27 protein-coding genes are annotated in these 23,351 nt (G+C 61.5%); 12 read left to right on the top strand and 15 right to left on the bottom strand.

What is annotated here, in order from left to right:
• Nucleotides 1-64: 64 nt before the first annotated feature.
• Both LIY45_RS04210 and LIY45_RS04205 read left to right on the top strand, forming a co-directional pair.
• Nucleotides 65-736 carry a TetR/AcrR family transcriptional regulator gene (locus LIY45_RS04210; protein ID WP_226475466.1) on the top strand — a complete coding sequence of 224 codons (672 nt, stop codon included), beginning with the start codon at nt 65-67 and terminating at the stop codon, nt 734-736.
• A 39-nt stretch (nt 737-775) separates the two neighbouring features.
• Nucleotides 776-1,630, top strand: coding sequence for a sulfurtransferase (locus tag LIY45_RS04205; RefSeq protein ID WP_017476539.1), 855 nt, complete (start codon nt 776-778; stop codon nt 1,628-1,630).
• Nucleotides 1,631-1,677: 47 nt separating this feature from the next.
• On the opposite strand, the gene LIY45_RS04200 is transcribed toward LIY45_RS04205, so the two are convergent.
• The 4 genes from LIY45_RS04200 to LIY45_RS04185 all read right to left on the bottom strand — a co-directional run bounded on the left by LIY45_RS04200 (nt 1,678) and on the right by LIY45_RS04185 (nt 6,350).
• Entirely contained in the window at nt 1,678-2,673 is a 996-nt protein-coding gene (locus LIY45_RS04200) for a hydrolase (protein WP_226475465.1), read from the bottom strand.
• Nucleotides 2,674-2,900: 227 nt separating this feature from the next.
• A complete protein-coding gene (rsmD, locus tag LIY45_RS04195) occupies nt 2,901-3,512 on the bottom strand; it encodes a 16S rRNA (guanine(966)-N(2))-methyltransferase RsmD (RefSeq protein WP_063026488.1) in 612 nt (203 codons plus the stop codon).
• Nucleotides 3,512-5,002, bottom strand: coding sequence for a pitrilysin family protein (locus LIY45_RS04190; RefSeq protein ID WP_226475464.1), 1,491 nt, complete (start codon nt 5,000-5,002; stop codon nt 3,512-3,514). The genes rsmD and LIY45_RS04190 overlap by 1 nt, the downstream gene beginning before the upstream one ends.
• Nucleotides 4,995-6,350, bottom strand: a complete 1,356-nt coding sequence (locus LIY45_RS04185; protein WP_226475463.1) for a pitrilysin family protein — start codon at nt 6,348-6,350, stop codon at nt 4,995-4,997. Before LIY45_RS04185 ends, LIY45_RS04190 begins: the two co-directional genes overlap by 8 nt.
• A gap of 232 nt (nt 6,351-6,582) precedes the next feature.
• Between LIY45_RS04185 and ftsY the strand changes: the two genes are divergently transcribed.
• From ftsY to rpoH, 4 genes are all read left to right on the top strand, one after another.
• A complete protein-coding gene (ftsY, locus tag LIY45_RS04180) occupies nt 6,583-7,998 on the top strand; it encodes a signal recognition particle-docking protein FtsY (RefSeq protein WP_226475462.1) in 1,416 nt (471 codons plus the stop codon).
• Nucleotides 7,995-8,666: a cell division ATP-binding protein FtsE gene (gene ftsE, locus LIY45_RS04175; RefSeq protein WP_017476533.1), complete on the top strand. Its 672-nt coding sequence runs from the start codon at nt 7,995-7,997 to the stop codon at nt 8,664-8,666. Before ftsY ends, ftsE begins: the two co-directional genes overlap by 4 nt.
• On the top strand, nt 8,663-9,685 hold the full coding sequence (ftsX, locus tag LIY45_RS04170; RefSeq protein WP_017476532.1) for a permease-like cell division protein FtsX: 1,023 nt from the start codon (nt 8,663-8,665) through the stop codon (nt 9,683-9,685). Before ftsE ends, ftsX begins: the two co-directional genes overlap by 4 nt.
• A gap of 129 nt (nt 9,686-9,814) precedes the next feature.
• On the top strand, nt 9,815-10,669 hold the full coding sequence (gene rpoH, locus LIY45_RS04165) for an RNA polymerase sigma factor RpoH (RefSeq protein WP_003176698.1): 855 nt from the start codon (nt 9,815-9,817) through the stop codon (nt 10,667-10,669).
• 135 nt (nt 10,670-10,804) lie between these two features.
• Here rpoH and mtgA read toward each other — a convergent pair whose 3' ends face one another.
• Nucleotides 10,805-11,527: a monofunctional biosynthetic peptidoglycan transglycosylase gene (gene mtgA, locus LIY45_RS04160; RefSeq protein WP_017476531.1), complete on the bottom strand. Its 723-nt coding sequence runs from the start codon at nt 11,525-11,527 to the stop codon at nt 10,805-10,807.
• A 74-nt stretch (nt 11,528-11,601) separates the two neighbouring features.
• Between mtgA and LIY45_RS04155 the strand changes: the two genes are divergently transcribed.
• The 4 genes from LIY45_RS04155 to trmB all read left to right on the top strand — a co-directional run bounded on the left by LIY45_RS04155 (nt 11,602) and on the right by trmB (nt 13,846).
• Entirely contained in the window at nt 11,602-11,979 is a 378-nt protein-coding gene (locus tag LIY45_RS04155) for a DUF423 domain-containing protein (RefSeq protein WP_226475461.1), read from the top strand.
• 71 nt (nt 11,980-12,050) lie between these two features.
• Nucleotides 12,051-12,251 carry a sulfur carrier protein ThiS gene (gene thiS / locus LIY45_RS04150; RefSeq protein ID WP_063026500.1) on the top strand — a complete coding sequence of 67 codons (201 nt, stop codon included), beginning with the start codon at nt 12,051-12,053 and terminating at the stop codon, nt 12,249-12,251.
• A 65-nt stretch (nt 12,252-12,316) separates the two neighbouring features.
• Entirely contained in the window at nt 12,317-13,111 is a 795-nt protein-coding gene (locus LIY45_RS04145) for a thiazole synthase (RefSeq protein WP_226475460.1), read from the top strand.
• Between the two features lie 9 nt (nt 13,112-13,120).
• Nucleotides 13,121-13,846 carry a tRNA (guanosine(46)-N7)-methyltransferase TrmB gene (gene trmB, locus LIY45_RS04140; RefSeq protein ID WP_010167706.1) on the top strand — a complete coding sequence of 242 codons (726 nt, stop codon included), beginning with the start codon at nt 13,121-13,123 and terminating at the stop codon, nt 13,844-13,846.
• A gap of 138 nt (nt 13,847-13,984) precedes the next feature.
• On the opposite strand, the gene LIY45_RS04135 is transcribed toward trmB, so the two are convergent.
• The 9 genes from LIY45_RS04135 to LIY45_RS04095 form a co-directional block, all read right to left on the bottom strand.
• Nucleotides 13,985-14,308 carry a DUF3392 domain-containing protein gene (locus LIY45_RS04135; RefSeq protein WP_003213776.1) on the bottom strand — a complete coding sequence of 108 codons (324 nt, stop codon included), beginning with the start codon at nt 14,306-14,308 and terminating at the stop codon, nt 13,985-13,987.
• A gap of 19 nt (nt 14,309-14,327) precedes the next feature.
• Complete coding sequence (gene hemW / locus LIY45_RS04130; RefSeq protein ID WP_226475459.1) at nt 14,328-15,530, bottom strand: radical SAM family heme chaperone HemW; 1,203 nt, start codon at nt 15,528-15,530, stop codon at nt 14,328-14,330.
• On the bottom strand, nt 15,527-16,123 hold the full coding sequence (rdgB, locus tag LIY45_RS04125; protein WP_226475458.1) for an RdgB/HAM1 family non-canonical purine NTP pyrophosphatase: 597 nt from the start codon (nt 16,121-16,123) through the stop codon (nt 15,527-15,529). Before rdgB ends, hemW begins: the two co-directional genes overlap by 4 nt.
• Nucleotides 16,120-16,554 carry a DUF4426 domain-containing protein gene (locus tag LIY45_RS04120; protein ID WP_017476526.1) on the bottom strand — a complete coding sequence of 145 codons (435 nt, stop codon included), beginning with the start codon at nt 16,552-16,554 and terminating at the stop codon, nt 16,120-16,122. Before LIY45_RS04120 ends, rdgB begins: the two co-directional genes overlap by 4 nt.
• 21 nt (nt 16,555-16,575) lie before the next feature.
• Entirely contained in the window at nt 16,576-17,196 is a 621-nt protein-coding gene (metW, locus tag LIY45_RS04115; RefSeq protein WP_076012994.1) for a methionine biosynthesis protein MetW, read from the bottom strand.
• A gap of 7 nt (nt 17,197-17,203) precedes the next feature.
• The gene (locus LIY45_RS04110; protein WP_226475457.1) at nt 17,204-18,343 is read right to left on the bottom strand and encodes a homoserine O-acetyltransferase; all 1,140 of its coding nucleotides are present in this window, start codon (nt 18,341-18,343) and stop codon (nt 17,204-17,206) included.
• A gap of 230 nt (nt 18,344-18,573) precedes the next feature.
• Nucleotides 18,574-19,161, bottom strand: coding sequence for a YggT family protein (locus LIY45_RS04105; protein WP_017476523.1), 588 nt, complete (start codon nt 19,159-19,161; stop codon nt 18,574-18,576).
• A gap of 24 nt (nt 19,162-19,185) precedes the next feature.
• Nucleotides 19,186-20,004, bottom strand: coding sequence for a pyrroline-5-carboxylate reductase (gene proC / locus LIY45_RS04100; protein ID WP_226475456.1), 819 nt, complete (start codon nt 20,002-20,004; stop codon nt 19,186-19,188).
• A 33-nt stretch (nt 20,005-20,037) separates the two neighbouring features.
• A complete protein-coding gene (locus LIY45_RS04095) occupies nt 20,038-20,724 on the bottom strand; it encodes a YggS family pyridoxal phosphate-dependent enzyme (protein ID WP_226475455.1) in 687 nt (228 codons plus the stop codon).
• Between the two features lie 57 nt (nt 20,725-20,781).
• Here LIY45_RS04095 and LIY45_RS04090 point away from each other — a divergent pair, with 57 nt between their 5' ends.
• Nucleotides 20,782-21,816 carry a type IV pilus twitching motility protein PilT gene (locus LIY45_RS04090; RefSeq protein ID WP_226475454.1) on the top strand — a complete coding sequence of 345 codons (1,035 nt, stop codon included), beginning with the start codon at nt 20,782-20,784 and terminating at the stop codon, nt 21,814-21,816.
• A gap of 173 nt (nt 21,817-21,989) precedes the next feature.
• On the opposite strand, the gene LIY45_RS04085 is transcribed toward LIY45_RS04090, so the two are convergent.
• The gene (locus tag LIY45_RS04085; protein WP_032868331.1) at nt 21,990-22,625 is read right to left on the bottom strand and encodes a C40 family peptidase; all 636 of its coding nucleotides are present in this window, start codon (nt 22,623-22,625) and stop codon (nt 21,990-21,992) included.
• A gap of 249 nt (nt 22,626-22,874) precedes the next feature.
• Between LIY45_RS04085 and LIY45_RS04080 the strand changes: the two genes are divergently transcribed.
• Entirely contained in the window at nt 22,875-23,303 is a 429-nt protein-coding gene (locus tag LIY45_RS04080) for a TM2 domain-containing protein (protein ID WP_226475453.1), read from the top strand.
• Nucleotides 23,304-23,351 lie beyond the last annotated feature (48 nt).

The raw sequence follows: 23,351 nt of genomic DNA, 5'->3' as shown, positions 1-23,351 counted from the left end.
CGATTTATCCGGACAAGGATAGTCCGTAAGATGCCGCCATCACGGGTCTAGAAGTTGATTTCCCATGGCACCACGAGTAAAGACCAGCGAGCGCATTGTGCAAACCAGCCTGGAGCTGTTTAACCAGCAGGGCGAGCGCAGTGTCAGCACCAACCATATCGCTGCCCATATGGAAATTTCCCCGGGCAACCTGTACTACCACTTCCCCAACAAGCAGGCGATTATCGCGGTGCTGTTTCGTGAGTACGAAGCGTTGGTGGACAGTTTCCTGCGCCCGCCCCAGGGCCGCGCGGTGACCGTGGAAGACAAGCGCTTCTACCTGCAGGCGGTGCTCGCCGGCATGTGGCGCTACCGCTTTTTGCACCGTGACCTCGAACACCTGCTGGAAAGCGACCCGGAGCTGGCTACTGGCTACCGGCGGTTTTCCCAGCGCTGCCTGATCCAGGGCGCAGCCATCTACCAGGGTTTTGTCGATGCCGGCATCCTGAACATGGACCCGGTACAAACCGAAGCCCTGACCCTCAATGCCTGGATCATCCTCACCTCGTGGGTGCGCTTCCTGTGCACCACCAATGAAAAGTCCGCGCACCTGAGCGCGGAGGCCATCAAGCGCGGTGTGTACCAGGTGCTGGTGCTGGAAGCCGGGTTTATCACCCCAAAAGCCAAGGACGCGGTGGATGCGCTGTTCAAAGAGTTTTACGTGCCGTTGAATCAGGCGCTGGAAGAAGTGAAGTAGGATGTTTCCCGAACGCTAACCTAGCCACAGGAGTCAGTCATGCCGCTTGCCCAACTGATCAGCCCCCAGCAACTGGCCGAGCGCCAGCAGTCCGGCGGGTTGGTGATCCTCGATTGCCGCTTTGCTCTGGAAGACCCGGATTACGGCCTGTGCAGCTACGCCGAAGGGCATATCGAAGGGGCGCAGTATGCCGATCTGGAACGCCACCTCAGCGGGCCGGTAACCAAGGGCGTGACCGGCCGCCATCCGTTGCCGGCGCCGGATGCGTTTATCCGGCAACTGCGGGCATGGGGCGTTAACGCCGACAGCGATATCGTTTTGTATGACGACGGCCCCGGTGCCTACGCCGCCCGCGCCTGGTGGCTGCTGGCCTGGCTGGGCAAGCGCGACGGCGTATTTATCCTCGATGGCGGCCTGAAAGCCTGGCACGCAGCGGGCTTCCCGTTGAGTCTGGATGCCCCGGCGATCGAGCCCGGCACCTTCAGCGGCTCGCCGGACAACCACCTGCAACTGGATGCCGAACACCTGCAAAAACGCCTCGGCCAACCCGGCCTGACCCTGATCGACGCCCGCGCCCAGCCGCGCTTTCGTGGTGAAGTGGAGCCGATCGATCCGGTTGCCGGGCATATTCCCGGTGCGCAATGTGCGGCGTTCAATGAAAACCTGGGCAGCGACGGCCGTTTCCTGCCGGCGGACCAGCTCAAGCAACGCTTCGCCGCCAAGCTGCAAGACCGCTCGCCGGATGACCTGGTGGCTTACTGCGGCTCCGGTGTGACTGCCTGTCACAACCTGTTTGCGCTGTGCCTGGCGGGTTACCCGTTGGGCAAGTTGTACGCGGGGTCGTGGAGCGAGTGGATCACTGATCCAAAGCGGGAAGTTGCAACAGGCGACTGAGGTTTACCAGACCTGGTCTGATCCAAAGTGTGGGAGCTCCCACATTTTTATCGGCGTTGTGCCAGCAGCCACTCCGGGATTCGTCGTTCCAGGTAGTAAGTTGGCTGTTTCAGTGAACCATCGACAAACCCCACATGCCCGCCCTTGGCCAGCAGTTCGAACTCGGTGCAGTCCGACAGTTCGCTGGCCTCGGGCAGGCTGTGGGCGAACACGAACGGGTCGTCCGCGGCCTGGATGATCAGGGTTGGTGTGCGAATGCCCCCGAGGTAATAGCGGCTGGAGGCGCGGCGGTAGTAGTCCTCGGCACTGAGGAACCCGTGCAGCGGCGCGGTGACGCGGCCGTCAAAGTCCCAGAATGTGCGCATCTTCTCCAGCGAGCCCAAGTCGGCCAGGGTTTTCAGGCCAGCCTCGTGGCCTTCCTTTAGAAAACGGCTTTGTTTGACGCGGATATAGGCCAGCATTTCGCGCATGAAGTGCTTTTGATAAACCCGTGAAAAGCCCAGGCCGATGCGATCTGCACACTGATCCAGGCGAAATGGCACCGACACGGCGGCCGCGCCTTGCAGCCCGGAGGCTTCGCCGGTTTCACCCAAGTGCTTGAGCAGCACATTGCCGCCCAACGAATAACCCACCGCATACAGCGGCGCCAACGGGCGCTTGGCCCGCAAGTGAGCGATGGTTTCGGCCAGGTCTTCACTGACGCCGGAATGGTAGCTGCGGGCGAGCAGGTTGGGTTCGCCGGAACAGCCACGCCAGTTCAGTGCCACGCTGGCCCAGCCTTGGGTTGCGAGGGCTTTTTGCAGGCCGGCTACATAGGGCGAGTTGGACGAGCCGGTCAGCCCGTGCAGCACCAGCACCAACGGGGTGGTTGCGTCATGGGGGCCGTGCCAGTCGAGGTCGAGAAAGTCCCCGTCTGCCAGCCACAGCCGTTCGCGCTGGCGTTCGATGTGGGTGGTTTTGCGCCACAGCGGTCCCCACAACGTTTGCAGGTGCGGGTTGCCGAGGCCGAAGGCGGGGGTAAAGCGGTCGGACGTTTTTGACACGATGGTTCTCGCGGCAGGTGGCAGAGCGGGTGAGCAACCTGTGGCGAGGGAGCTTGCCGTGGCGAGGGAGCTTGCCGTGGCGAGGGAGCTTGCTCCCGCTGGGCCGCGAAGCGGCCCTGAAAACTGACCCCTCAATCTCTCAGAAAACTCGGTCGCCTGCTTTGGGGCTGCTGCGCAGCCCAGCGGGAGCAAGCTCCCTCGCCACAGCAAGCTCCCTCACCACAGGGTTAGCTTTGTGTCGTACGTTGCCACAACGCGTAATACACCCGCCCGGATTTCTGCTCGCGGTGCAGGCGCCAGGTGCCCGGCAGGCCGAGTGTGGACGGTGCCGTTTCGCTTTCAGTGTAGATCCAGGCATCCGGCGCCAACCACTGACGCTCTTCCAGCAGCGCACATACAGTCGGCAGCAGGTTCTGGTTAAACGGCGGATCGAGGAAGACTACGTCAAACTCACGGGCTTCCTGGGTTTCCAGGTAGCGCAACGCATCAGCCGTCTGCACTTGCCCGGTGGTGCAACGCAGCGTGCCCAGGTGTTCCTTGAGGCTGGCGACCGCCACATTGCTGGCATCCAGCGCCTGGCCCAGCGCCGCGCCACGGGACAGCGACTCCAGGAACAACGCGCCGCTGCCCGCGAACGGGTCCAGCACCTTGGCCCCGGCGATATACGGCGCGAGCCAGTTGAACAGGGTTTCACGCACGCGGTCGGGCGTCGGGCGCAGGCCCACGACGTCAGGGAAGCTCAGCTTACGGCTGCCCCATTCTCCACCGATGATGCGCAGTTGGCCCACACCGTTGTGAACGTTGTGGACGGGTTTCTTGGGACGGGATGGACGGGCCATTAATGCTCCGGAACCCCGAGCGGCTGCTCGGCGGGTTTATCTGTGGGGGGCGGTAGTGGCTTTTGCGCAATCGTCGGGCCGGCGGTCACGATGACCAGCTTGTCGGCACTCAAATGTTTGTTCAAAGCAGCTTTGACCTGATCAACGGTCAGCGCCTGGGATTGTTTCATGAAATCTTCCAGGTAGCTCAGCGGCAGGTTGTAGAAACCCATGGCGCCCAGCTGCCCGACGATATCGGCGTTGCTCGCGGTGGACAGCGGGAAGCTGCCGGCCAGTTCGCGCTTGGCGTCATCGAGTTCTTTTTGCGTCGGGCCGGTCTTCAGGTAATCGGCCAGCACGTCCTGCACCAGTTTCAAGGTGCCAGCGCTCATTTCGGCGCGGGTTTGCAGGTTGATCATGAACGGGCCGCGCACCTGCATCGGTGAGAAACCGGAGTATACGCCGTAGGTCAGGCCGCGCTTCTCGCGCACTTCGCTCATCAAACGGGTGCCGAAACCACCGCCGCCGAGGATCTGGTTGCCCAGGGACAGCGCGGCGTAGTCCGGGTCGGCACGGTCGATACCCAGTTGTGCCAGCAGCAGGGTTGTCTGCTTGGACGGGAACTCGATGTGTGTGGTGCCAGCCTTGGGCTCCACAGGTTGGGCGATCTTCGCCAGCGCCGGGCCTTTAGGCAGTGAAGCGGAGACCTTGGCAGTCATGGCTTCGGCTTCGGCGCGGGTCAGATCGCCGACTACAGAAATCACCGCGTTGCCGGCGGCGTAGGCCTTGGCGTGGAAGTCCTTCAACTGCGCGAGGGTGACCTTCGGCACGCTCTCGGCGTTGCCTTCGCTTGGATGGGCGTAAGGGTGGTCGCCATAGAGCTGCTTGAACAGCTCGATGCTCGCCAGTTTGCCGGGGTTCTGCTTCTGGTATTCAAAGCCGGCCAGCAGCTGGTTCTTGATCCGCGCCAGGGAGTCGGCCGGGAAGGTCGGCTTGCCGATCACGTCGTCAAACAGCGACAGGGCGGCATCACGCTTGTCGCTGGCGCTCAGGCTGCGCAGGGAAACCAGCGCCATGTCGCGGTAGGCACCGTTGCTGAAGTCGGCACCCAAGCCGTCGAAACCGGCGGCAATCTGGCTGACGTCCTTGCCTGGCACGCCTTCGTTGAGCATTGCGTTGGTCAACAGCGCCAGGCCCGGTGTGTCGCCGTCCTGGCTGCTGCCGGCGGCGAACAGGATGCGCATGTCGAACATCGGCAGTTCATGGGCTTCGACGAACAGCACCTTGGCGCCTTCGGCGGTGGTCCAGGTTTGTACGTCGAGCTTGCGGTTGGTCGGTGCCTTGTTGTCCAGCTCGGCCAGGGATTGCAGCGTGTTGGCCGACTTGGCCTGCTCCAGCGCCTGGCTGGCGACGGATTCGCTCGGGCGCAGGAAATACACCGCGCACGCGGCAGCCAACGTGACCACGATCAAACCGGGCAGCACCAGACGGTTGTTTTTACGTTCACTCATGAGCGGTCTCCTCAGGCAAGACATGGGCGACGCTGAGACGTTCGCGGGTGAAATAGGTGCGTGCAGCTTTCTGGATATCTTCGGCGGTGACGCTTTGCAGCTCGGCCAGTTCGGTGTCCATGAGTTTCCAGGACAGGCCGACGGTCTCCAGGGAGCCGATGGCAGTGGCCTGGCTGGTGATCGAGTCGCGCTGGTAAACCACTCCGGCGATGACTTGGGCGCGGATACGCTCCAGTTCTTCTGCGCTCGGTGGCTTGGCCTTCAGTTCATCCAGCAGGCGCCACAGGCCGGCTTCAGCCTGGGCCACGGTCTTTTTCTTCTGCAGGTTCGGGGTGGCGGTCAGGGTGAACAGGCTGTCACCGCGGGTGTAGGCGTCGTAGCTCGACGAGCCGCCGGACACCAGCTCTTCGCCGCGCTCCAGTTGCGTCGAGATGCGTGCGCTGTAGCCGCCGTCCAGCAGGGCTGAAATCAGGCGCAAGGCGTTGACCGAACGCTTGTCTTCAGCGGTAGCGAGGCTCGGCACGTTGAATCCGAGGATCACGCTCGGCAGTTTGGTCTGTACGTGCAGGGTCAGCAGGCGTTCGCCGGGCTCGGCCAGTTCCAGCGGGATTTTCGCCGGTGGCACGTCGCGCTTGGGGATCGGGCCGAAGTAGCGTTGGGCCAGGGTCTTGACCTCATCCGGGGTCACGTCGCCCACCACTACCAGGGTGGCGTTGTTCGGCACGTACCAGGATTGGTACCAGTGGCGCAGTTCTTCAACCTTCATGCGGTCCAGGTCGGCCATCCAGCCAATGGTCGGCGTGTGGTAGCCGCTGGCGGGGTAGGCCATGGCCTTGAAGCGCTCGTAGGCCTTGGACATCGGGTTGTCGTCGGTGCGCATCCGGCGCTCTTCCTTGATCACCTCGATCTCGCGGCTGAACTCGTCGGCCGGCAGGCGCAGGCTGGCCATGCGGTCGGCTTCCAGTTCGAAGGCAACGCCCAGGCGGTCACGGGCCAGCACTTGGTAGTAAGCGGTGTAGTCGTCGCTGGTGAAGGCGTTTTCCTCGGCGCCCAGGTCACGCAGGATCAGCGAGGCTTCGCCGGGGCCGACCTTGGCGCTGCCCTTGAACATCATGTGCTCCAGGGCGTGGGACAAACCGGTCTGGCCCGGGGTTTCATAGCTGGAGCCAACCTTGTACCAGACCTGGGAAACCACCACCGGGGCGCGATGGTCTTCGCGCACGACGACCTTGAGGCCGTTGTCGAGGGTGAATTCGTGGGTGGGTTGTGGGTCGGCAGCCAAAGCTGAAAGGGGCAGACAAACTGTGCTGAGCAGCAGGCCTGCGGCGCGGCGGGCTAGAGCATTCATTCGTTTTTAAACCTGTTGAGCTGCCCGCTTGGTCTTAGCGTCGGCGGGCGAGGAGGTGCTAGGATACTGATCCGACCTAGGGACGGCCACTACGGCTGTCTTGTTGAGGCCTTATTTAGGCCTTACAAAATGTTGCGCATGAACGAGCTGGCTAAAAAACAGTCTGTTACGCATCGAATTTTATTTACCGACGTGCCCCCTGGCGCGTCGCTACCTTGAGATAGCCGTCTCCATGTTTGGTTCCAACGACGACAAGAAGACCCCAGCTGCGGCTGGCGAGAAAAAAGGCCTGTTCGGATGGCTGCGCAAAAAGCCGCAGGAAACCGTCGTCGAACAGCCACAGGTTCAAGCAGAACCGATCCCTGAATCCCCAGTAGAAGCCGAACGGGTTGCCGAAACCCCGGCCCCGGTGGTGTTGCCGATGGCCGAGCCGGTGTTGCAGCCGGTGGTTGAGGCAGAGCCAGAGCCAGAAGCCGAGCCTGAGCACAAACCGTGGCTGGTGTTGCCGGTGGCGGAAGAGCCCGTGGCACTGGTTGAAGACGAGCAGGCCGCGCATGTGACGCCGCCGATTCCGGCCCTCGTGGAGCCTGCGCCGGTTGTGGTCGAAGCGCCGCCAGTGATTGAGGTGCCTGCACCGGTTGTCGCCGAGCCTGCTCCGGTCGCAGTCGCCGCGCCAGCCATCATCGAAGAGCCTGCTGCTCCTGTCGAAACCAGCAAGACCGGCTTCTTTGCCCGCCTCAAGCAAGGCCTGAGCAAGACCAGCGCCAGCATCGGCGAAGGCATGGCCAGCCTGTTCCTCGGCAAAAAGACCATCGATGACGAGCTGCTGGAAGACATCGAAACCCGTCTGCTGACGGCCGACGTGGGTGTCGAAGCCACCGCCGTGATCATCCAGAGCCTGACCCAGAAGGTCGCGCGCAAGCAGCTGACCGACGCCGATGCGCTCTACAAGTCGCTGCAGGCCGAGTTGGCCAACATGCTCAAGCCGGTGGAAGCACCGCTGGTCATCGATACGCAGAAAAAGCCATTTGTGATCCTCGTGGTCGGCGTCAACGGCGCCGGCAAGACCACCACCATCGGCAAGCTGGCGAAGAAGCTGCAACTGGAAGGCAAGAAAGTCATGCTCGCCGCCGGTGACACCTTCCGTGCCGCGGCCGTGGAGCAGTTGCAGGTCTGGGGCGAGCGCAACAAGATCCCGGTCATCGCCCAGCACACCGGCGCCGATTCGGCTTCGGTGATCTTCGATGCGGTGCAGGCTGCCAAGGCCCGCAACATTGACGTGCTGATCGCCGATACCGCCGGTCGCCTGCACACCAAAGACAACCTGATGGAAGAATTGAAGAAAGTTCGCCGCGTGATCGGCAAGCTCGACGCCGACGCCCCCCACGAGGTGTTGCTGGTGCTGGACGCCGGTACTGGTCAGAACGCCATCAGCCAGGCCAAACAATTCCACCAGACGGTCCAACTGACCGGCCTGGCATTGACTAAGCTCGACGGCACGGCCAAAGGCGGTGTGATCTTCGCCCTGGCCAAGCAGTTCGGGTTGCCGATTCGTTATATCGGCGTCGGTGAAGGCATCGACGACCTGCGCACTTTTGAAGCCGAACCCTTTGTACAGGCGCTGTTTGCCGAGCGGGAGCGTTCATGATTCGTTTCGAACAGGTCGGTAAACGCTACGCCAACGGGCATGTCGGCTTGCATGAGCTGAGTTTCCGGGTGCGTCGCGGCGAATTCTTGTTTGTGACCGGCCATTCGGGTGCCGGTAAAAGTACCTTGCTGCGCCTGCTGCTGGCCATGGAACGCCCCACCACCGGCAAATTGCTGCTGGCGGGCCAGGACCTGGCCACCATCAGCAACGCACAGATTCCATTCCTGCGCCGGCAAATCGGCGTGGTGTTCCAGAATCACCAGTTGCTGTTCGATCGCACGGTGTTCAACAACATCGCCTTGCCGTTGCAGATTCTCGGGCTGTCCAAGGCCGAAATCATCAAGCGCGTGGATTCGGCCCTGGAGCGCGTCGCGCTCTCGGACAAGACCGACCTGTACCCGGGCGACCTGTCCACCGGCCAGCAACAGCGCGTCGGCATCGCCCGCGCCATCGTCCATCGCCCGGCCTTGCTGTTGGCGGACGAACCTACCGGTAACCTCGACCCGCGCCTGGCCGCCGAAATCATGGGGGTGTTCGAAGACATCAACCGCCTGGGCACCAGCGTGCTGATCGCCAGTCACGACCTGGCGCTGATCGCCCGCATGCGTCACCGCATGCTGACCCTGCAGCGCGGCCGCCTGATTGGCGACGGGGAGGCTGGGGTATGAGTGCGACACGCAGCCCTAAGGTTTCCGAACGCGTCGCGCCCAAAGCGGCCGACCCGCAACCTCAGAAAAAGAAACGCGACGAAGACGACGGCCCGGACTTCGGCACCCTGGTGCATGCCTGGATCGAAAGTCACCGTGCCAGCCTGGTCGACAGCCTGCGTCGCCTGGGCAAACAGCCGATCGGCAGCTTCTTTACCTGCCTGGTCATGGCCGTGGCCTTGAGCCTGCCGATGGGGTTGTCGCTGCTGCTCAACAACGTCGAGCGCCTTGGCGGCTCATGGCAGCGGGCGGCGCAGATTTCTCTGTACCTGAACCTGGATGCCAGCACCAAGGACGGCGAGTCCCTGCGCGACGAGATCAAAGAGCTTCCAGGTGTGGCCGAGGCTGAATACATCAGCCGCGACCAGGCCCTGGAAGAGTTCCAGCAACAGTCCGGCCTGGGCGAGGCGCTCAAGGAGTTGCCGCAGAACCCGCTGCCGGGCGTGGTGCTGGTTACCCCGAACGAAGTCGACAAGACGACCCTGGAAGCCCTGCGACAAAAACTCGCAGAGCTGCCGAAGGTGCAGCAGGCCCAACTTGATCTAGTCTGGGTAGAGCGGTTGGCGGCAATTCTCAAGCTGGGCGACCGGTTTGTGTTCGGCCTGACGGTGTTGCTGGTGTCTGCATTACTTTTGGTGATAGGCAATACCATTCGTCTTCATATCGAAAACCGCCGCACCGAGATAGAAGTGATTAAACTCGTCGGCGGCACGGACAGCTATGTGCGTCGTCCTTTTCTGTACATGGGCGCGCTTTATGGCTTCGGTGCGGGGATTTTGTCCTGGGGCGTACTGGCTTTTGGCTTGAACTGGCTGAACGACGCAGTGGTAGGGCTCGCCGGTTTGTACGGCAGTGATTTCGCCCTGGCCGGCGTGCCGGCAGCCGATGGTCTGTCATTGTTGCTTGGGGCAGTGCTCTTGGGGTATATCGGTGCGTGGATTGCGGTCGCACGGCATTTACGTGAGCTGGCACCGAAGTAGTTAATGTCAGGGTAATGTGGTTTCGTTTGTATTGACCGTATCAGTGGTTTAGGGAACTTGTACTACGGTTCCCGGTCAATTTTCGCAGTGCTGAACTGCACGAGTTATGTGAGTCGGAGGTTTTTTCGTATGACCACTTCTTTGCAACCTGCTTATGCCTTGGTCCCGGGTGCGAACCTGGAGGCCTATGTGCACACGGTCAACAGCATTCCATTGCTGACGCCCGAGCAGGAGCGTGAACTGGCCGAGAGTCTCTACTATGAGCAGGATTTGGGGGCGGCTCGGCAGATGGTGCTCGCCCACCTGCGTTTTGTCGTACATATCGCCCGTAGCTATTCCGGCTACGGCCTGGCCCAGGCTGACCTGATTCAGGAAGGCAACGTTGGCCTGATGAAAGCGGTAAAGCGCTTCAACCCGGAAATGGGTGTGCGCCTGGTGTCGTTTGCTGTGCACTGGATCAAGGCGGAAATTCACGAATTCATCCTGCGCAACTGGCGCATCGTGAAAGTCGCGACCACCAAGGCCCAGCGCAAACTGTTCTTCAACCTGCGCAGCCAGAAGAAACGCCTGGCTTGGCTGAACAACGAAGAAGTGCATCGCGTGGCCGAAAGCCTTGGCGTAGAGCCACGTGAAGTGCGTGAGATGGAAAGTCGCCTGACCGGCCATGACATGGCCTTCGACCCGGCCGCCGAAGCGGACGACGACAGCGCCTTCCAATCGCCGGCCAACTACCTGGAAGACCACCGGTACGACCCGGCGCGTCAACTGGAAGACGCTGACTGGAGCGACAACTCCAACCACAACCTGCACGAAGCGCTGGAAGTGCTGGACGACCGCAGCCGTGACATCCTCTACCAGCGCTGGCTGGCAGAAGAAAAAGCCACGCTGCACGACCTGGCGCAGAAGTACAACGTGTCGGCCGAGCGGATTCGCCAGCTCGAGAAGAGTGCGATGAACAAGCTGAAACTGTCGATCGCCGCCTGACACAGGTAGCCAGGACAGCGCGATCGAAATGTGGGAGCGGGCTTGCTCGCGAAGGCGGTGGATCAGTCACCTGAGGTATTGACTGGCACACCGCTTTCGCGAGCAAGCCCGCTCCCACTTTTGTTTTGTGGGGTGTCAGTCCGCCCAAGGCGCCTTGCGCGAATTGTTCAGCTCATTCAAATAGCTGTCACCACCCAACTGGCTCATCTGCTGCCGAATCCAGGCAGCCCGTCGCGCCACATACGATGTTGGATGGCTGGCGCTCCACACCCGTGGGTTAGGCAGCACCGCCGCCAGGTAGCTGGCCTGCTGGCGGGTCAGCGCCTTGGCACTCACCCCAAAATGATGCCGCGCCGCCGCTTCGGCGCCGAACACGCCTTCATCCCATTCCACGCTGTTGAGGTAGACCTCAAGAATTCGCTGCTTGGGCCAGAGAATCTCGATCAGCCCGGTAAACCAGGCTTCCAGGCCCTTGCGGAAATAGCTGCGACCGGCCCATAAAAACAGGTTCTTCGACACCTGCTGGCTCAAAGTGCTGGCGCCGCGAATCGAACCGCCGCGCTCGTTATGCAGCAACGCCGCCTGGATCGCGTCGAAGTCAAAACCCCAATGCTGCGGGAAGCGCTGGTCTTCGCCCGCCATCACCGCCACTTTAAGCTCGTCGGAGATCTGATCCCACGGCACCCAGGTGCGCTGTACGTCAATCGGCTCGCCGTCGACCCAGGATTCGACCTTGCGCTCAACCATCAGCGCAGTTCCCGGTGGCGGCACGAAACGGAACAGCAGCACCAGCAGCACGCTGCCGATGGCAAACCACTTGAGGACTTTGAGAAAACGCTTGAAGAGGAGACGCAGCATAGAGATGGCTTGGCCGAACCCGTTGAGCGGGCCATTATACAGACCCTGCCCACTGAGTCTGACTGGAGTTCCTCATGTTGCGTGGCTTTCTGATGCTGGCTGCCTTTTTCGGTTTCACCGGCGTTGCCCTGGGCGCGTTTGCCGCCCATGGCCTGAAAAATCGCCTGAGCGCCGAGTACCTGGCGATTTTCCACACCGGCGTGACCTACCAACTGGTGCACACCCTGGCGCTCTTCGGCGTGGCATTGCTGGCGGTGCACATTCCCGGTCGACTGGTCACCTGGGCGGGCATTTCGTTCACCGTGGGCATCCTGCTGTTCTCCGGCAGCCTGTATGTGCTGACCATGACCGGCATCAGCAAGCTCGGCATCATCACCCCGTTTGGTGGCCTGGCGTTCCTGCTGGGCTGGTTCTTCCTCGGTTTGGCGGCGTGGCGTCTACAGGCCGCCTGACCAAGGGGCTTGGGCCAGCAACGCCAATCACGCTAGAATGCTGGCCCCTAAAAACGATGGCGGCCCGTGGCATGCGCATTCAGTTGAACGGCGAATCCTTTGAACTGCCCGACGGTGAAACCGTTTCGGCCCTGCTGACCCGTCTGGATTTGACCGGTCGTCGCGTCGCAGTGGAGCTCAACCAGGATATCGTCCCGCGTAGCCAGCACGCCGAGACCGCGCTCACCGAAGGTGACCAGGTCGAAGTGGTCCACGCCATCGGCGGCGGCTAGCCGCCCGGCGCTCAAGAGCGCCAACCCGTATTCTGCAGAACCTCACCCCAACTCGAGGATTTCCCATGACCATCGTTCGTAGCGACAAGCCTTTCGTCCTGGCCGGTCGTACCTTCCAGTCGCGTCTGCTGGTCGGCACCGGCAAGTACCGCGACATGGAAGAAACCCGCCTGGCCATCGAAGCCTCGGGTGCCGAGATCGTCACTTTCGCCGTGCGCCGCACCAACCTCGGCCAGATCGAGGGCGAGCCGAACCTGCTCGACGTGCTGTCGCCGGATCGCTACACCTTCTTGCCGAACACCGCCGGTTGCTACGACGCCATCGAAGCCGTGCGCACCTGCCGCCTGGCCCGTGAGCTGCTCGACGGCCACAACCTGGTGAAGCTGGAAGTGCTGGCCGACCAGAAAACCCTGTTCCCCAACGTGATCGAAACCCTCAAGGCCGCCGAAACCCTGGTCAAGGAAGGCTTCGACGTGATGGTTTACACCAGCGATGACCCGATCATCGCCCGCCAACTGGCCGAAATCGGCTGCATCGCCGTGATGCCGCTGGCCGGTCTGATCGGTTCCGGCCTCGGTATCTGCAATCCGTACAACCTGCAGATCATCCTCGAAGAAGCCAAGATCCCGGTGCTGGTGGATGCGGGCGTGGGCACTGCCTCCGACGCCACCATCGCCATGGAACTGGGTTGCGATGCGGTGCTGATGAACTCGGCCATCGCCCATGCCCAGCAACCGGTCATGATGGCCGAAGCCATGCAACACGCAATCGTCGCCGGCCGCCTGGCGTACCTCGCCGGGCGCATGCCGAAGAAACTTTACGCCAGCGCCTCCTCGCCGCTGGATGGTCTGATCAAGTAAGAGCCATTGATGACTGAATCAAACGAAACGCCGAACACCCTGGAAGAAGGCGACGAGTCCAAGCACCGCCGCATCAAGAGTTTTGTGATGCGCGCCGGTCGCATGACCGAAGGCCAGCAAAAAGGCCTGGAGCAGGGCACGCCACTGTTCGTCCTGCCGTTGGTGGACGCGCCGGTGGATTACGACCAGGTGTTCGGCCGCTCGGCGCCACGCTCCCTGGAAATCGGCTTCGGCATGGGTCATTCCCTGCTGGAAATGGCTGCAGCTTCGCCGGAGCAGGACTTTATCGGGGTTGAAGTACACCGTCCGGGTGTTGGTGCGCTGCTGAACGGCGTGTTGACTCAGGGCCTGACCAACCTGCGGGTCTACGACTGCGACGCGATCGAAGTGCTCAACCGCTGCATTGCCGACAACAGCCTCGACCGCTTGATGCTGTTCTTCCCGGACCCCTGGCACAAGAGCCGCCACCACAAGCGCCGCATCGTCCAGGCTTCCTTCGCGGAACTGGTGCGCAGCAAGCTGAAAGTGGGCGGCATCCTGCACATGGCCACCGACTGGGAGCCGTATGCCGAATACATGCTGGAAGTGATGAACGTCGCCCCTGGCTACCGCAACCTGGCGGAAGACGGCAAATGCGTCCCGCGCCCGGCCGAACGGCCGATCACCAAGTTCGAACGTCGCGGCGAGCGACTCGGGCATGGGGTTTGGGATTTGAAGTTCGAGAAAGTGGACTGATTAGCTAGAAGCCAATAACGCAATCAACTGTGGGAGCTGGCTTGCCTGCGATCGCATCACCTCGGTATCACTGATACACCGAGGTGTCTGCATCGCAGGCAAGCCAGCTCCCACAGTTTGTTTTGTGTGGGGCTTGAGTCAGCGGCGATCCGCCACCACCCCAATCAACACCAGCACCACCAACAACACCGGTGCCAGGCTGTAGTTGTTGAACTGGCTCAACCCGCGAACAATCCACGGCGTGGCATAAATCAGCGCAGCACCGCTGCCGATCATGCACACCAGCGCCATCAGCGGTACGCGCAACGCGCCCGCGATGCTGCCCAGTCGTGCTTCGACCCAGCCCTTGATGTCGGCGCCAAACAGCACCAGCAGGCAGCCTACCAACGCCAGGGAGATTTCCGACAGGTTGCTACGGCTCCAGCGGGATACGGTGGCGAGCAGGTCGAGTACCAGGTCCATTCGATTTCCTTAAGAGCAATCAGCTCAAAAACTTCTGCAGCAGGTCATTGAGAAAGAGTTGCCCGCGGTCGGTGGCCGCCAGGCGTGACGGTTCGACCTGCATTAAGCCACTTTGTTCTGCCTCGCGGCGGGCTTCATCGAGGCTCGCCAGCTCAAGGCCGGTGCGCTCGGCATAAAGCCTGGCTTCGACGCCGTCGGTGAGGCGCAGGGCGTTCATCAGGAACTCGAACGGTAACTCTTCGTTGGTCAGTTCTTTCGCGCCGGCCTGGTAGTTCTTCGCCGGGTTGAGGTAGTCCTTCGGCGCCCGGGTTTTCCAGGTGCGCACGATGCGCCCGTCTGGATGGCTGAGTTTGCCGTGGGCACCGGCGCCGATGCCGATAAAGTCGCCAAAGCTCCAGTAGTTCAGGTTATGCCGCGCCGGCCGGCCCGGTTGGGCGTAGGCCGAGACTTCGTACTGGGCGTAACCGTGTTCGGCGAGCAGCGCCTGGCCGGCTTCCTGGATGTCCCACAGGGTGTCGTCTTCCGGCAGCACGGGCGGCTGGTTCCAGAACACGGTGTTGGGTTCCAGGGTCAGTTGATACCAGGACAGGTGTGTGGGCTTGAGGGCAATGGCCTGGCGCAGGTCGTTCAGGGCGTCGTCCAGGGACTGATCGGGCAAGCCGTGCATCAAGTCCAGGTTGAAGTTGTCGAACCCGGCCTGGCGCGCCATCCCGGCGGCACGCACGGCTTCGTCACCGTTGTGGATACGGCCCAGGGCTTCGAGTTTTTCCTGCTGGAAACTCTGGATACCAATCGACAGCCGATTGATCCCCAGCTTGCGGTACGCCACGAACTTTTCTTGCTCGAAGGTCCCGGGGTTGGCTTCCAGGGTGATCTCGATGTCGCTGGCAAACGGGATGCGCGCCTCTACGCCCTTGAGCAACCGGCCCAGCGCCGCGGCGCTGAACAGGCTCGGGGTGCCGCCGCCGAAGAAGATCGAACTCAGCTCACGGCCATACACCGCGTGCAGGTCCTGATCGAGGTCCGCCAGCAATGCGTCGACATACTCTTCTTCCGGCAGCACCTTGCTGGCGGTGTGGGAGTTGAAGTCGCAATAAGGGCATTTGCGCACGCACCACGGGATGTGGATATACAGCGCCAGGGGCGGCAGGTGGGGCAGGGCCGCCCGAGGTGTTTGCGCGCCACCGAGGATCAGTGGCTGCGCGGAGGTGTTCTGGGTCATTTCAGGCCCAGACGCTGGCGCAGCAAATCCATTGCGCGGGCGCGGTGGCTGATCTGGTTCTTGTCGGCCGGGCTCAGTTCGGCACTGGAGACATTGCGCTCCGGCACCCAGAACAGCGGGTCGTAGCCAAACCCGTGCTCGCCGCTGGCCGCGTGCAGGATGCGCCCGTGCCACAGGCCTTCACAGAGGATTGGCAGTGGATCATCGGCGTGACGCACCAGGGCCAGTACGCAGACGAACTGTGCGCCGCGCATCGCGTCGGGCACGTCCTTGAGGGCGTCGAGCAGCTTGGCGTTGTTGGCCGCGTCGCCTTTGCCGTCGGCGTAACGCGCCGAGTAGATGCCCGGGGCGCCACCGAGGAAGTCCACGGCCAAGCCCGAATCATCGGCCAGTGCCGGCAGGCCGGAAATGCGCGCGGCATTGCGGGCCTTCAGGATGGCATTCTCGACAAACGACAGGCCGGTCTCTTCCGGCTCTACCTGGCTGAACTCGCCAATCGAGCGCAGTTGCACCGAGTTGCCGAGCATGGCCTGGAGTTCTTTGAGCTTGCCGGCGTTATGGCTGGCCAGTACGAGTTGTGTGAGGTTCATCATTCGGCCGGAAACAGTTCCTGGTTGAAACTGAAACCGTGGGCTTTGCCACCGGTTTCAACGTTGATGGTGAAAATCTTGGTTTCCTGCTGCGGCACCGGGTACTGGGCGACGTAAAGCGTAGAACCTTTCTGGGTGATTTTCTTGAACGTCAGCATCTCGCTCTTGCCGCTCAGGTCTTTGATGGTGCCGGTGACGGTGGCGTCTATCGATTCGACGCCCTTGTTCACGAACACATTGATCATGCCCAGCTCTTTGCTGCGTACGATCCCGGCTTCCTGGGCCATTTCCGGTGTCAGGAAACTGGTGGTCAGGGTGTTGTAGTGCACCGTGATATCGCCGAATTCTTTCTGGCGATTACCGTCGATAACATCCGCCGCCATAGCGCTGACGCTCAGACACGCGGTGAGTAAAAAAGTAGCCAAACGACTCATGTTCGTCCTCCTTGAAAATGGTTAGACGGCAATCTGGTGGTCCGTCAGGCCCGGGCTGCTGACCCGGTAGATCCCGATCTCACCCAGCAGGTTGGGCCATAGCTTACTCGCCCAGCCGTGACGGTGCTGTTGATCGACCGCAAGGCGGTTGATGACTTTGGCTTCGCGCTCGCTGCACAGCGCTTCGAAGTCTTCGAAGGTGCAGAAGTGGATGTTGGGCGTGTTGTACCAAGTGTAGGGCAGGAAATCCGACACCGGCATGCGGCCCTTGGTGGCCAGGTACCAACGGCAGCGCCAGTGGCCGAAATTGGGGAAGGTGATGATGCACTGGCGGCCGACCCGCAGCATTTCGTCGAGGATCCGGTCGGGGTAGTGCACGGCTTGCAGCGCCTGGGTCATGACCACGATGTCGAAGCTGTTGCTGGCAAAGTTGCCGAGGCCCTTGTCCAGGTCCTGCTCGATCACATTGATGCCCTTGGCCACGCACTGGGCGATGTTGTCCGGGTCGTTTTCCAGGCCATAGCCGGTGACTTGCTTGTTGTCGCGCAGCCAGCTCAGCAGTTCGCCATCGCCGCAACCCAGGTCGAGCACGCGGCTGCCGGCGGGGATCCAGTCTTGGATGATTTCCAGGTCGGCTCTCATGGCGTTCTCACAGTGCTATTCGGTTCATGTAGTTGCTAAAGGCCTGCAAGTAACGCGGGATCGGGATCAGAAAGGCATCGTGGCCTTGCGGTGCATCGATCTCCAGGTAGCAGACGTCTTTCTTGGCGGCCATCAGCGCATCCACCAGTTCTCGCGAGCGGGCCGGGGAGAAGCGCCAGTCGGTGGTGAACGACATCACGCAGAACTTGGCGGTGGCCGCCTCGAAGGTGCGCGCCAGGTCGTCGTCGAAGTTCGCCGCCGGGTCGAAGTAGTCCAGGGCCTTGGTCATCAGCAGGTAGGTGTTGGCGTCGAAACGCCCGGAAAACTCCTCACCCTGATAACGCAGGTAGCTCTCGACCTGGAACTCGACGCTGTGGAAGTCGTAGTTGAGCTTCTCGCTCTTGAGGCCACGGCCGAATTTCTCGCCCATGGAGTCATCCGACAGGTAGGTGATGTGCCCGACCATGCGCGCGAGCATCAGCCCGCGCTTGGGGATCACACCGGCTTCCTGGAACGAACCGCCGTGGAACTCCGGGTCGGTGAGGATCGCCTGGCGCGCCACTTCGTTGAAGGCGATGTTCTGCGCCGACAGCTTGGGGGCCGAGGCGATGGCCAGGCAATGGCGCACGCGGTCCGGGTAGGTGATGGTCCATTGCAGGGCCTGCATGCCGCCCAGGCTGCCGCCGATCACGGCGGCCCATTGGGCGATGCCCAGTACGTCGGCCAGGCGCGCCTGGCTGTGCACCCAGTCTTCCACGGTCAGTACCGGGAAATCCGCGCCAAACGGCTTGCCGGTTTCCGGGTTGAGGCTGCTGGGGCCGGTGGAGCCGTTGCAGCCGCCGAGGTTGTTCAGGCTGACCACGAAGAACTTGTTGGTGTCGATCGGTTTGCCGGGGCCGATGCAGCTGTCCCACCAGCCGGGCTTGCGCTCGTCCATGCTGTGGAACCCAGCCGCGTGGTGATGGCCGGACAGGGCGTGGCAGATCAGCACGGCATTGCTGCCCGTGGCGTTCAGTTGGCCGTAGGTTTCATAGATCAGGTCGTAGGCGGGCAGCGAACGGCCGCAGGCCAGGGCCAGCGGTTCGCTGAAGTGCGCCACTTGGGGCACGACCAGTCCAACAGAATCGGGGGGGAAGGCAGTTGGCATCGACCCTGCTCTCGTTTAAATGAGGCGTAAGTCTAAAGACCGCTGCACCCAGCGGCAAGCGAAGGCCTGCTGCCGGTGTTTTTAAGGCTTTTTGTGGCGAGGGAGCTTGCTCCCGCTGGAGCGCGAAGCGGTCCCGGCCCGGCTGCCGCGATTTCGCAGATGCAACGCGGTCGGCCTTTTTGGGGCGGCTGCGCAGCCCAGCGGGAGCAAGCTCCCTCGCCACAGTGTTGTCAGATCAGACCGAACAGTTCTTTGGGCATGAATGCGTAGAAAGCCAGGCGCGGAATCACCCAGCTTTGCAACAGCTGAATGGCGATAAACGCGAAGATCGGCGAGATATCCAGGCCACCCAGGTTGGGTATCAGGCGACGGAAAGGCGCCAGCACCGGTTCAGTGATCTGCCCCACCAACTCTGCGCCAGGGCTGCGGCTGCCTGGAGCGACCCAGGACAGGATCACGCTGATGATCATCGACCAGAAAATGATCTTCAAAAACAGCGAGAAAATCCCGATCAAGGCCCACGGCAGCAACAGCAGCGTGGTGGCCTGGTAGCCGTTGAGCAGCAGGATGACCGCGAACAGCAGGATCTGCAGCAGCAGCGCCAGCACCAGCGAGGACATGTCCAGGCCGAACATACTCGGGATTACCCGGCGCAGTGGCTTGAGCAGCGGCTGCGTGGCCTTCACCACGAACTGGCACAGCGGGTTGTAGAAGTTCGCCCGCACCAGTTGCAGGATAAAACGCATCAGCACGATCAGCAGGTACAGGCTGCCCAGGGTCTGGATGATGAAAATGGCAGCGTCATTGATTCCGAGCATGTTTAATTCCTATGTGGGGGACGACTATTTGCCCAGCTGCTCGGCCATTTCGGCCGAACGATGTGCTGCGGCACCCAGAGCTTTTTCCACCAGGGCTTCAAAGCCCCCGGCCTGGAACGATTCGATTGCCGCTTGGGTAGTACCGCCCGGCGAGGTCACGCGACGGCGCAGCTCGGCGGCGTCGACATCACTGGTCACAGCCATCTGCGCGGCACCCAGTGCGGTTTGCTCGGCCAATTGCTCGGCGACTTCCTGTGGCAGGCCGAGTTTCACGCCGGCGGCGGTCATGGCCTCGATCAGCAGGAAGAAGTAGGCCGGGCCGCTGCCGGACACGGCGGTGACAGCGTCCAGTTGCTGCTCTTGCTCCAGCCACACGGCGATACCCACGGCGGACAGCAGCTCTTGTGCCTGATCACGCTGTTGGGCAGTGACTTCGGACGTGGCGTACAAGCCGCTCACACCCTTGCGCAGCAGCGCCGGGGTGTTGGGCATGCATCGCACAATCGGCTGGGCGCCGAGCCAGTGGGTCATGCTGGCGCAGGTGATGCCCGCGGCGATGGACACCACCAGTTGATGGGGCTTGAGGCTTGGGCGCAGGCTTTCGCACACGGCTTTCATGGCTTGTGGCTTAACCGCCAGCACCACCACGTCAACGCCTTCAATGGCTTCTGCGTTGTCGGCGAAGGTGTCGATGCCGTGCTCGGCGCTGACGCGGGCGCGGGTGTCGGCGCCCGGGTCGCTGGCGCGAATCTGTTGTGCTTCCAGGCCCTTAGCCCGCAGGCCGCCGATCAGGCTGGCCGCCATGTTGCCGGCGCCGATAAAGGCAATACGCGTGTTGCTCATGACAGGTCCTTATTCAGATGGAAGTCAGCCATTTCACGGCTGGCCGTAGTCGCGGGCGCCAAACAGGGCGGTACCGATCCGCACCCAGGTGGCCCCTTGGGCAATGGCCGACTCAAGGTCGTGGCTCATGCCCATGGAAAGTGTATCGAGCCCCAGGTTCAGGCTCGCTTGCAGGTCGCGTACGGTGGCGAAGGCTGCGTCCTGCTCTGCACGGTCGTCGGTTGGCTCGGGGATCGCCATCAAGCCACGCAGCTTCAGGCGCGGCAGGGCGCTGATGGCTTCGGCCAGGGCGGGCAGGTCGGCGGGTGTACAGCCGGACTTGCTGGCTTCGCCACTGACGTTGACCTGGATGCAGATATTCAGCGGCGGCAGGTCAGCCGGGCGTTGCTCGGACAGGCGTTGTGCGATTTTCAGGCGGTCCACGGAATGCACCCAAGCGAAGTTCTCGGCGATCGCACGAGTCTTGTTCGATTGAATGGGGCCGATGAAGTGCCAACTCAAGGGCAGGTCGGTTAATTCGGTCTGTTTGCCCAGGGCTTCCTGCAGGTAATTCTCGCCAAAATCACGCATCCCGGCGGCATAGGCCTCGCGTATGGCTTGTGCGGGTTTGGTCTTGCTCACGGCCAGCAGGTGCACGCTGCCTGCGTCGCGCTGCGAGGCTTGGGCCGCAGTTCGGATCCGCTGGGAAACCAGGCTGATGTTGTCTGCTATGGTCGACATTCAAGTTGCGCCCGTGGATATGGAGTCCGCGGCATTCTACTGGAAATGGAAAGCCCTATGGATATCACTGAATTGCTGGCTGCCGGCGTACGCCTGCGGGCCTCAGACCTGCATTTGTCGGCCGGGTTGGCGCCGATGTTGCGAGTGGATGGCGAAGTCTGGCCCCTCGATTGGCCGGTGCTTGAGCCTACGCAAGTGGCGGAGTTACTCCACCCTTTGCTGAACAATCATCAGCAAAAGGATTTCGAAACATCTCTTGAAACGGATTTTGCCTTCGAGTTGCCCGAGGTGGCGCGGTTTCGGGTGAATGTGTTCCGGCAGCACCGGGGCATGGGCGCGGTGTTTCGGACCATTCCGTCCACGGTGCGGAGCCTGGAGGGCCTGGGGTTGGGCGAGGTGTTCCGGCGCATCGCGGACCTGCCCCGAGGGCTGGTGCTGGTCACCGGGCCGACCGGTTCCGGCAAGTCCACGACCCTGGCGGCGATGATCGATTACCTCAACACCCATCGTCGCCAGCACATCCTCACCCTTGAAGACCCGATCGAGTTTATCCATCAACCGAAAAATGCCCTGATCAGCCAGCGGCAGGTGCATCGCGACACCCACAGCTTCTCGACCGCCCTGCGTTCGGCATTGCGGGAGGACCCGGATGTGATTCTGGTGGGCGAGCTGCGGGACCTGGAAACCATTCGGCTCGCACTGACGGCGGCGGAAACCGGGCACCTGGTGTTTGGCACGTTGCACACCACGTCGGCGGCTAAAAGCGTGGATCGGGTGGTGGATGTGTTTCCGGCAGGGGAAAAGGCCATGGTCCGCTCGATGCTCTCGGAGTCATTGCAGGCGGTGGTGTCTCAGGTGCTGGTGAAGAAAGTCGGCGGCGGGCGGGTGGCGGCTCACGAAATCATGCTCGGCACGCCGGCAATTCGTAACCTGATCCGCGAGGACAAGGTGGCGCAGATGTATTCGGCGATCCAGACGGGTGGGTCGCTGGGGATGACAACACTGGATATGAGCTTGAAGGCATTGGTCAGCCAAGGGCTGATCAGCCGGGAACATGCCCGGGAGAAAGCGAGGGTGCCTGGGGATATTTGAGATCGCTTGGACGATGAATATTTAATGCAGGACTGGCTTATGTGGGAGCTGGGCTTGCCCGCGATGCAGGCACCCCGGTGTATCAGTCACACCGCAGTGATGCTATCGCAGGCAAGCCAGCTCCCACACAAGCCCGGTCACCACAGCAAGCCCGCTCCCAAGTCAGCCGGGTATCAGCGCTGCACAATCCGCAGATTGTTCTGTTCTTTAGGCAGGACACGCTTGGCAATCACGTAGTTCTTGTCCCAGAACGGCTTCTTCAGGGTGTCGATGCTCACGGACTTGCCACGGCGCGGTGCGTGGATAAAACGGTCGTTGCCCAGGTAAATGGCAACGTGGTTCACCTGGCGGCTCTTCAGTTTGAAGAACAGCAGGTCACCCGGTTTCAAGTCCTTGCGCTCAACCTTCAGCCCGTGGCCGGCGGCCATGGCGTTGGAAGTGCGTGGCAAATCCACGGCTTTTACGTCGTTAAACGCATATTTCACCAAACCACTGCAGTCGAACCCTTTACTTGGGCTGCTGCCGCCCCAACGATAAGGGGTACCGAGCACGTTGACGGCACGGCTGAGGACGTTGCTGCTTTGCTTGGTGTTGACGGCCATCAGCCCTGGCGCTGTTTTACCGTGGGCCTTGCTCAGTTGAGTCGGGCGTTTCACGGTCAGCTTTACCGATTTGGCGGAGCTGGTGGTAGCGTGAACTTTAGGGGTGAAACCGTTAACGTTGGGAAGTCGTTGCTCACGATTGGTGGCGTGGGCGGCCAGTGGCATTAATAGGCAAATGGTTAGCCATGTCTTGAAAAATGGTCGCATTAGGCGTGGCTCTTTTAGGTTTGCGCGCAACTTTATAACAGCTTTTTGTGTCGTTCTAAGGCCGTTTGTCGACTGAACCCTGGGGTCAAATTCAGGAAAAACGCGACGAATTGCCGCTATTGTCCTACTCAGGTCAGGTGGCATAAGGCTTTGCGGGAAGGAAGATACCATTTGCCGTGCGTCGGGCGCCCGTAAAAAAGTCACAAAGAAAATGAAAAAATTTATCTATCGAGGCAAAAGAGGTACTCCATGAACACCTATCGACAGGATGTTTCGCAACAAGACACCCACAGCAAGGTGATCGGTTACCTGCTCTGGATTTTCGGTTTTACCGGTGCTCACCGCTTTTATTACGGCAAGCCGGTGACCGGGACGATCTGGTTTTTCACCTTCGGTTTGTTCGGGATTGGCTGGCTGATCGACTTGTTCCTGATTCCGGCAATGGACCGGGAAGCGGACCTGCGATTTACGGCCGGGCCGATTGAATACAACGTGGCCTGGATCCTGTTGGCGTTCCTGGGTGTGTTCGGGTTGCACCGCATGTATCAGGGCAAATGGATCAGCGGGATCATTTACTTGCTGACTGGGGGCTTGTTCCTGATTGGCGTGCTGTATGACTTCTGGACGCTGAATACGCAGGTTTCGATCCGCAATGCCGAGCGCAACGGCGGTCGTTAAGCCTCACACAAATCCCATGTGGGCACGGTCAATGGGGGAGCCGGGCTT

The sequence above is a fragment of the Pseudomonas sp. MWU16-30323 genome (assembly GCF_020515595.1).
Taxonomy (GTDB): Bacteria; Pseudomonadota; Gammaproteobacteria; order Pseudomonadales; family Pseudomonadaceae; genus Aquipseudomonas; species Aquipseudomonas yamanorum.
The sequence above is the reverse complement of the archived record's forward strand: the minus strand, read 5'-3'. Positions and strand labels throughout refer to the sequence as shown.

Excerpts from the sequence above, each read along its gene's own strand:
- LIY45_RS04210 (WP_226475466.1), top strand. The coding sequence starts at position 65 with ATGGCACCACGAGTAAAGACCAGCGAGCGCATTGTGCAAACCAGCCTG.
- LIY45_RS04205 (WP_017476539.1), top strand. The coding sequence starts at position 776 with ATGCCGCTTGCCCAACTGATCAGCCCCCAGCAACTGGCCGAGCGCCAG.
- rsmD (WP_063026488.1), bottom strand. The coding sequence starts at position 3,512 with ATGGCCCGTCCATCCCGTCCCAAGAAACCCGTCCACAACGTTCACAAC.
- LIY45_RS04190 (WP_226475464.1), bottom strand. The coding sequence starts at position 5,002 with ATGAGTGAACGTAAAAACAACCGTCTGGTGCTGCCCGGTTTGATCGTG.
- LIY45_RS04185 (WP_226475463.1), bottom strand. The coding sequence starts at position 6,350 with ATGAATGCTCTAGCCCGCCGCGCCGCAGGCCTGCTGCTCAGCACAGTT.
- ftsY (WP_226475462.1), top strand. The coding sequence starts at position 6,583 with ATGTTTGGTTCCAACGACGACAAGAAGACCCCAGCTGCGGCTGGCGAG.
- ftsE (WP_017476533.1), top strand. The coding sequence starts at position 7,995 with ATGATTCGTTTCGAACAGGTCGGTAAACGCTACGCCAACGGGCATGTC.
- ftsX (WP_017476532.1), top strand. The coding sequence starts at position 8,663 with ATGAGTGCGACACGCAGCCCTAAGGTTTCCGAACGCGTCGCGCCCAAA.
- rpoH (WP_003176698.1), top strand. The coding sequence starts at position 9,815 with ATGACCACTTCTTTGCAACCTGCTTATGCCTTGGTCCCGGGTGCGAAC.
- mtgA (WP_017476531.1), bottom strand. The coding sequence starts at position 11,527 with ATGCTGCGTCTCCTCTTCAAGCGTTTTCTCAAAGTCCTCAAGTGGTTT.
- LIY45_RS04155 (WP_226475461.1), top strand. The coding sequence starts at position 11,602 with ATGTTGCGTGGCTTTCTGATGCTGGCTGCCTTTTTCGGTTTCACCGGC.
- thiS (WP_063026500.1), top strand. The coding sequence starts at position 12,051 with ATGCGCATTCAGTTGAACGGCGAATCCTTTGAACTGCCCGACGGTGAA.
- LIY45_RS04145 (WP_226475460.1), top strand. The coding sequence starts at position 12,317 with ATGACCATCGTTCGTAGCGACAAGCCTTTCGTCCTGGCCGGTCGTACC.
- trmB (WP_010167706.1), top strand. The coding sequence starts at position 13,121 with ATGACTGAATCAAACGAAACGCCGAACACCCTGGAAGAAGGCGACGAG.
- LIY45_RS04135 (WP_003213776.1), bottom strand. The coding sequence starts at position 14,308 with ATGGACCTGGTACTCGACCTGCTCGCCACCGTATCCCGCTGGAGCCGT.
- hemW (WP_226475459.1), bottom strand. The coding sequence starts at position 15,530 with ATGACCCAGAACACCTCCGCGCAGCCACTGATCCTCGGTGGCGCGCAA.
- rdgB (WP_226475458.1), bottom strand. The coding sequence starts at position 16,123 with ATGATGAACCTCACACAACTCGTACTGGCCAGCCATAACGCCGGCAAG.
- LIY45_RS04120 (WP_017476526.1), bottom strand. The coding sequence starts at position 16,554 with ATGAGTCGTTTGGCTACTTTTTTACTCACCGCGTGTCTGAGCGTCAGC.
- metW (WP_076012994.1), bottom strand. The coding sequence starts at position 17,196 with ATGAGAGCCGACCTGGAAATCATCCAAGACTGGATCCCCGCCGGCAGC.
- LIY45_RS04110 (WP_226475457.1), bottom strand. The coding sequence starts at position 18,343 with ATGCCAACTGCCTTCCCCCCCGATTCTGTTGGACTGGTCGTGCCCCAA.
- LIY45_RS04105 (WP_017476523.1), bottom strand. The coding sequence starts at position 19,161 with ATGCTCGGAATCAATGACGCTGCCATTTTCATCATCCAGACCCTGGGC.
- proC (WP_226475456.1), bottom strand. The coding sequence starts at position 20,004 with ATGAGCAACACGCGTATTGCCTTTATCGGCGCCGGCAACATGGCGGCC.
- LIY45_RS04095 (WP_226475455.1), bottom strand. The coding sequence starts at position 20,724 with ATGTCGACCATAGCAGACAACATCAGCCTGGTTTCCCAGCGGATCCGA.
- LIY45_RS04090 (WP_226475454.1), top strand. The coding sequence starts at position 20,782 with ATGGATATCACTGAATTGCTGGCTGCCGGCGTACGCCTGCGGGCCTCA.
- LIY45_RS04085 (WP_032868331.1), bottom strand. The coding sequence starts at position 22,625 with ATGCGACCATTTTTCAAGACATGGCTAACCATTTGCCTATTAATGCCA.
- LIY45_RS04080 (WP_226475453.1), top strand. The coding sequence starts at position 22,875 with ATGAACACCTATCGACAGGATGTTTCGCAACAAGACACCCACAGCAAG.